The organism is Winogradskyella eximia (genome assembly GCF_003386165.1).
Lineage (GTDB): Bacteria > Bacteroidota > Bacteroidia > Flavobacteriales > Flavobacteriaceae > Winogradskyella > Winogradskyella eximia.
Genome location: NZ_QRDV01000006.1, coordinates 265,105 through 272,773, shown reverse-complemented (window position 1 = coordinate 272,773; position 7,669 = coordinate 265,105). Strand labels below are relative to the sequence as shown.

At 30.3% G+C, this 7,669-nt stretch carries 5 protein-coding genes; all 5 read right to left on the bottom strand.

Features of this window, described 5'->3' with window-relative positions; all coding sequences use genetic code 11:
• Positions 1 to 334: 334 nt before the first annotated feature.
• Positions 335 to 2,269, bottom strand: a complete 1,935-nt coding sequence (locus DFQ10_RS13705) for a putative porin (RefSeq protein ID WP_245940717.1) — start codon at positions 2,267 to 2,269, stop codon at positions 335 to 337.
• Positions 2,270 to 2,443: 174 nt separating this feature from the next.
• A complete protein-coding gene (locus DFQ10_RS13700) occupies positions 2,444 to 4,366 on the bottom strand; it encodes a S8 family serine peptidase (RefSeq protein ID WP_115817996.1) in 1,923 nt (640 codons plus the stop codon).
• Positions 4,367 to 4,592: 226 nt separating this feature from the next.
• Complete coding sequence (locus DFQ10_RS13695) at positions 4,593 to 5,417, bottom strand: hypothetical protein (RefSeq protein ID WP_115817995.1); 825 nt, start codon at positions 5,415 to 5,417, stop codon at positions 4,593 to 4,595.
• Between the two features lie 9 nt (positions 5,418 to 5,426).
• Positions 5,427 to 6,248 (bottom strand): hypothetical protein, encoded by an 822-nt coding sequence (locus DFQ10_RS13690; RefSeq protein WP_115817994.1) that lies wholly within the window; start codon positions 6,246 to 6,248, stop codon positions 5,427 to 5,429.
• 13 nt (positions 6,249 to 6,261) lie between these two features.
• Positions 6,262 to 7,662, bottom strand: coding sequence for a RagB/SusD family nutrient uptake outer membrane protein (locus DFQ10_RS13685; protein ID WP_181897639.1), 1,401 nt, complete (start codon positions 7,660 to 7,662; stop codon positions 6,262 to 6,264).
• Positions 7,663 to 7,669 lie beyond the last annotated feature (7 nt).

Genomic DNA, 7,669 nt, shown 5'->3' with positions numbered 1-7,669 from the left:
AACGCAACTAAATGTTTTTGTTTCGGGGTGCAAATATAAAACCCTTTTCTTATCCCACAACACCTTTTTTACTTTTATTTTAATCTTTTTTGTAATACACTTTAAAACAGGTAGATAAAATATGCTTTTTCGATAATCTTAAATTAATCTACTATTAATAAAACTATACTACATGATAATATATACAGTTTTTAAAAATCTTAATCTAATAACTGCAGTAAAAACTATCGCTTTTGAGTTGTAATGACACCTACTCTATCAGTATATTATATGGAACATCCAGATTATTCAAATACATATTGGTGATTTGGTAAAGGAATTAGAGAAAGTCAACTTAAAGAAAGAAATCCCAGACTAAACCAAAACGAATAATAAAGTCTCTATATGGCTGGTTCGGTGCCGAGAAATAATCGTAACCTGTAAATGAAGAGTTGAAGTGTTCTGCCTTTAAGAAAATACGAGTTTGTCTTACTTTAGCATTAATAAAGAAATCTAATCTAGGAAAATTACCTAATTCAGTTTCATTTTGTGTATAAAATTCTGCCAACAAGGAATCATAACCATTCATATTATATTTTGAAAAGTAGTTTAACGTTACTCCTGTTTGTAACCTCATAGATCTTTTAAATACATAATTTGTATAATATAGCGTATTACGAGTAATGAATTCAGGAACATTAATAACTGCATCATCACCAACGACATTTTGATACATAATTGTATTGTCTAAAGCAAAATTACCAAATTTGAATTCCTTTTGAATCTTTAGCCTTAAGTATTGAAGTGGTTTACTATATTGTTTAGGCTTAATAATATTAACTTCATCTATAGTTTCCTCTAAATTAAAATAAGTATAATTATCAATATTTGATATATCAAGATATGCGTTAACAAACTTTTGAGATTGTATACTGAACTTTAATTGTTGTGTGTTTATATTTTTGAAATTATCAAAATTGTACCAATTATAATTAATATAATCACTTTGATATAATAAGTAATTATAATTCGCAAGTCTAGAATTAATTGATACACCACCTGATAGTGATATATCTTTATTTAGCTTAAGATTAATTGATCCATCTAGAAAACTTCCAACAAATGTGTCCGATAGATTTATACTACCTTTACCAGAAATATTAAAAACCTTATATGTCTTTGAATAGAATCCCTCTAAGCCAAAGAAGTTGGATTTAATTCTATTTGGTATACTCTGCTGATTTTGAAATAACACTACACTATTATAACCATAATTTAAATCGGTATAGTTTAAAGCTAATCCTATTTGTCCTAATAATTTATTCGAATAATTGACACCAAAGGACGTCTTAAAATTTTCTAATGTTACTTTATCTTTAATACTATTAGTAAAGGCATCACCAAAAAAATCAGTTGAATTCGATTGTTGGTCATATTGATAATACTTATCTTCGAATGAAATCTTATTGACTATTGCCAGTTTATTATTTGATGAATCCTTTTCAGTAGTTATTCTGTAAGAATGCTCAAAATAAAATCGCTTACCTTCTAATATATTCTCAGCATCTTCAAAATTTGGATCAAAAACAGACCTATCTAAAAATTCTTTATTCCCAGATGTGAAATTTTCTATATCTTCAGTTGTAATTCCACCGTTTTCCTGGTTTAATAAATCTTGCATTACAATATATCCCTTAGCACTATAACGTTTATCTTTTGTATGATAATTAGAACTGAAGCGAAAATTACCAGAACTCGTTAATGCATTTTGATACTTCCCTAATGAACGAAGTCCTTTATATGCTATAGAGAAATTAAATTGTTTAGATAAATTAACTGTAAAAAAAGCATCTAATAATTGTCCTTGATCAAATGCTGTTTTATAAGTTAAGCGCGTCCATGGTGTTGGAACTTCATAAAAATTAATATCCTCATGCTCCAAATAATTAAAATGACGCGCTCTTGCTCCAAATTGAGGAACGGATAGATTATCTGACGCATTAAAACTTAATGTATTATATGTTTGTCCAATATTAGCAAATGGCATTAAACCAAAATTGTCTTTTTGAAGATAATTAAATTTTAAATCTTTATTTAAGGATAAGGTTGTATCAACTGATATGGAATCTAATTCGCTATTAAATTGTTTATACATATCTATTGTAGCAATATTCTTAAACCCTTTTGAACGATTTGTCGGTAAAGAATCGTTTGATATAGATTGTTGTCTATTTGTTAGTGACTTGCTAGTAAGTTTTGCTTGAGCAAAGAGACTTATTGAAAAAGACAAAAAGATAAATATGAGAAAATATTTTATGTACATTTAAGACTATATGATTATCGAACAAAGAAAACTATAAAATATTGTTTATGTATATAAAATTACAATTTACTTAACATAAAAAAGACCAACAGTTAATAATGTTGGTCTTTTTTATTCTAATAACTGAATAAGCGTTTTACTTTATTCAATGATTATTTTATGAGATGTAGTATTAGTACCCTGAGTTATATTTGCAATATAAACACCTGAAGCTACTCCATTTAATTCTATAGTTGTATTAAATTGAACAGCATCATTAGCATAACTATTTTTAAATACTAGTCTTCCGCTAACATCATAAATATCTATTTTAACGTCGTTATTATTATCTATGTTAGAATCGAAACGAATATTAAACTCTCCATTATTAGGATTTGGCCATATCGCAAAATTATCTTGTTTAAACTCTGCATTATTTAAAACCAAATCCGCTCCTGTTAAAATTAAAGAGAATGGTTGTACTCCATTTATTAAAAATGGTTGCTTATGAGTTACTGTTAATGTAAAACTACCAGCAGAACCGGTACTTATATTGATTCTTTCAACATTATCAACAACGTTATCTCCTTTAGTCGCAGACTGAGTAACATTTGCACTGTTTAATTTCCATGGCATGTAGATATTAGTACCATCTGTAATTCTAATATCTAAATCGTTAACTAAAACAGGAGTTGCATCATTTACTATACCTGATCTATCGGTACCTGCTGGATCCGTCCAGCATATAGTAGCTATTATTGGGCTTGAACCTGTTGAGTTAAACGTATAAGAAAACGTACCACCACTATTTAAATTTTCTTCTGTAACTATAGCTGTACCATTGCTAGCACCAATAATTGCTTCTGCCATTTTTTTTATATTCAACAATCCCCATCCATAGATAGGATCTGGTCCAATATTAATAAAATCATCATCAGCAGTATGGCAAGCTAAACCTTTTAATGTAGCAGATTTCATAAAGCTAGAATTTAACTGATTATAATACTCTTGCATTAAAAGCAAACTACCAGCAACAGTAGGCGAAGACATAGACGTTCCCGAAAGCTGTCCGTAAGCACTATCATCAGCACTATAAGTTGAAAAAACCTGAGTACCATCTGCAGTAATATCTGGTTTAATTCTACCATCATCAGAAGGTCCTTGACTACTACCCGAATTAATGTTTATACTCACTAAATTTCCATTACCGTCAGTACTAATAATTGGGTTATTAGCATTAGCAACTATAAGATTGTTTTTACTGTTTTTTTCTCCAACCAGCTTATCATAACCATTAGCTGTTCCACCAGTATAACTTTCTAAACCATCATTACCTGCAGATACTACTTGTAAATAATACGGTGCACTAAAAGCAATTTGATCCCATAATCTTGCATTACCGTCATAAGTACCCATTGTAGATGCAGGCTGACCATCTACAGGAATACCGTAAGAATGGTTTGATATTAACAAACCATTAGATGTAATTTCATTAATTACTTCACCATTATCACCATTCCAATCATAAGAAACAATATCTGATTTTGGGCTCATACCTAAAGCACTTGGATTTACACCAGATGCACCAATAGTACCAGTAACGTGCGTCGCATGATTATTAATACCTAAAGATGAATTAATATCTGGTGCCACAATTCTAGATCCACCTCCAAAAACCCTAAATTCCGTATGAGTAGTTCTAGCTGAACCACCATCCCAAACACCAATATACATAGATTCACCAGTTAAATTTAATCCGAGGTCACCTCCTGGCTTTACAAAATTTGTTCTACTGGTTCTAGCACCACCTATATTGTCCGTAGATATATAAACAGCCTTATTATCAACAATTTTTCTAATTTGCATAACCTTATTACCATCTTTAATTATCCTTGGTATATTGTTGGCCTTAACAAATACATCTATAATACTGTCGTTAATTTTTTGTTGCTCTGCCGCGTACTGACTGATTTTAGTTAATTCACTTATATTAGTTTCTCTTAGAATTTTTTCAACTTCTAACTTATTCTGAGAATAAGTATTAAAAGATAATAAGCAAACAACTATAAAATAGATTTTCTTCATAATATAAATTTTTCTTTAATAGCAAGCATTTTTACATTTTTGAATAAATGCAACTAAAACAATCTTCTTTTTTTAGTAAAGGTAATAAAAAGTTAGGATAAATAAATAATAAAAAAATAGAGTTTACTCATAAAAACCAAGGACCATCATATATTAGATTTTAAAAGTATAGAACAAAAAAAACCTCACTTTATAAAAGTGAGGTTTTAAAAAATATTATAAGTGACTATTGCAACACTACCGTTATACTTTCACCAAATAAACTTTCATCTAATAAATCTAAACTAATAACATCTTCACAAATATCATAAGTTCCTGATCCAGAAATAACATAAGCTATATCTATAAGATATCCTTGACCTGCTGGTTCACCACCAGAAAGAACAGTAATATCATAAGTTACAGGATCAATAGAAAATCTTAATGGTCCAGGGAAATCACCAGGATTAACACAACCACCACAAACAATTCCTATTAATTCATCACCCCAACTAACGTCAAGATCATAAGTATTATCCATTCCTGCAACAGGTGTTGCGTTAACAGCATAACCTTCTTGACTGGCTCCATTAGGAACAAAAACAGAAGTACCTACATAACTAGATGATAAATTTAAAGCAAATTCTGGAGTTGAATAGTTGTACTCACTCACTTTTGCAGATCTTACACCATCATTATTTAGAGTTATAAAATAAGCTTTATAATCTGTTGAAGGATTCAAATTTCCAGATGTAATACTAGCAGCACCATTTACAGGTACAACTGCAGTACCATCATCAAATATTGTTTGAGAATCAGGTGCGTCAGCGTCTGCACTCAAAAACATATAGTAAATAGTATTAGTAAATTCTGAAGAAGAGATACTAATATCAGTTCTACAAGCCGACTCACTAGATACAACAAAGCTAACATCGTTAATTAAAGCTGTAGCCTCTTGAGGTGGTACATCATATGTAAAAGCATCATCAGTATTACAAGCTGTAGTGAACACTAATAGGATCACAGCAAGTATATTCAAATAACTTTTAGATAATTTTATATAATTCTTCATATTATTATTTTATAGTTTAGTTATTGTAAATCTAAAAGGACCAAAATTTTGGAAATCACCAGTACATGTAATACTCTTAGTATCATCACTATAAGAAGATGCAGAATATTCAAATACATTCCACTCAGCTAATAATGGGAAACCATCATCAAATATCACCTCTTTAGTACAAGTAATAAATGTTACAACTGTACCATCATTAAAATAAGTATTAAAACCAGGTGAATTATTAAACATAAGTTTAGTACCAGTTACATCACCAGCAACTAATGATGCCTCCATTTGGTAAGATTCACCAAAAGCACCTGCTAAAGTAAGTCCTTCATTTGTTCCAGATGTAAAAACATCATCAACAGAATATGTACCAACAAAATCATCAATAGCAATAGGACAATCATCTTCAATGATAGTAAAATCTGAAGTTATATTATAAATACCTTGACCTGCAATACCTAAAGGTGCAGCAGTATTTCCTTCTATCGAGAAAGTAATAATAATATCATCTGACGCAATTGAGTCATCTTCTGGTATTACAGTAATATAACCAACAAACTCACCTGCAGGAATATTAACAATACCATTAGCTGGCAATACAGTAAAACCACTTGGCACTGTAGCAGTATAAGTAAAGCTCACATCTACACCATCCGTATTCTTATTAGATGAATAAAGAATTGGCACTTGCATTGACGCCTCACCCTCAGACATGTTGTCAGCACTGTTTTCAAATTGTAACCAAGCACTATTTAGCCCTAAATCTGACGTTTCAATATCCTCACAAGAAGATAATAAAACAGTTATAAGTAATAAAAATAAATATTTCGTTTTCATAATTGTGTGTGTTTTAATATACAGGATTTTGAGTGATATCAGGATTTACAAATCTTTCATCTTGAGGAATAGGTAATGTAAATAGATAACTACTATTTTGAAGAGTACAAGCATCTGCATTAAGTATTGAACAATCGTTATTTTCTCTAACTAAATCAGTACCAGTTCTCTTTAAATCTAAAAATCTATGTCCTTCAAAAGCAAGCTCTCTATAACGTTCATCTAAGATACTAGACATTGCAACAACCACATTAGAGAAACTCTCTGGCGTGTATCCTGAGATTCTATTCATTCTTAATTCATTATAATCATCAGCAGCCAAAACAAGTTGTGTAGATCTTGCATAAGCTTCTGCTCTGATTAAATATTGCTCAGAAATACGGAATTCTTTAATATGATTTAAACCAACTGCCGCTACATTACCAGGATATTTATTAATCACTCTAGTTGTATTATCAATAAGATTTAATCGAATATCATTAGCATCATAAGAGTTAAATAATTTCTCTGAAGCTAACCAGTATGTAAGTGCAGAATTCGCATTGTAAATTTGACCAATAGCATCATCGCCAACAACTCTAGCTAATTTAAAAATGTTTTCTGCATCTTCATTATCCGTCCAAATTGAAGGAAAACTTGCTGTATCAGTCAAATTGTACTTATCTATCAATATAGTAGATTTAGCAATTGCTGTAGGAAAATCTTCGCGATATAATGCCATTCTAGCTTCTAAAGCTGTAATTGCATCCAAAGAAAGGAATGTATTATCATTAAAAGTAGCAGGAATTAAATCCTTTGCTAAAGTTAAATCATTTTCAATTCCTTGAAAAACTTCACCAACCGTGTTTCTTAGAGGCTTTTCTAAAACCACAACATAATCAAGATAAGGAACCGCTAAAGCATCATCATTTGTATAAGATGTACTAAAATAAGTTAATGATTTAAAATGAGCCCATGCTCTTATTGCATAAAGTTCACCTTTTAATCTATTAAATTCAGCTTCATCTTCAGCATCTACAGTAAAATTACCTGCAGCTTCTAAAATACGGTTAGCTTTATTAATTACTGAAAAGTAGCTATTATATAGCGACAATACAGTTGCATCAGAAGTCGTGATAGACCAAGTATGCACTTGCACCCCTTGTCCGTTATTAGATGAAGGTAATTGTAACTCATCAGTAAACCATGAGTTCCAAGAAATAGCACTGTTAGCAGGCATAAAAGCATACACCCCTATTACACCATCTCTAAAATCTGTTAAGCTTGTAATTGCATTACTTTCAGTTATTTCATCATCTGGACCAATATTGTAAGCATCCTCACAACTAGTAAAAAGAGATAGAGATAACATTAGTAAAACTAAACTTGAACCTAGTTTTTTACTAAAACCTAGTATGTTATTTTTTATTTTCATTTTCATT

Bases quoted from the DNA above. Each gene is read 5' to 3' on its own strand.
- DFQ10_RS13700 (WP_115817996.1), bottom strand. From the start codon at position 4,366: ATGAAGAAAATCTATTTTATAGTTGTTTGCTTATTATCTTTTAATACT.
- DFQ10_RS13695 (WP_115817995.1), bottom strand. From the start codon at position 5,417: ATGAAGAATTATATAAAATTATCTAAAAGTTATTTGAATATACTTGCT.
- DFQ10_RS13690 (WP_115817994.1), bottom strand. From the start codon at position 6,248: ATGAAAACGAAATATTTATTTTTATTACTTATAACTGTTTTATTATCT.
- DFQ10_RS13685 (WP_181897639.1), bottom strand. From the start codon at position 7,662: ATGAAAATAAAAAATAACATACTAGGTTTTAGTAAAAAACTAGGTTCA.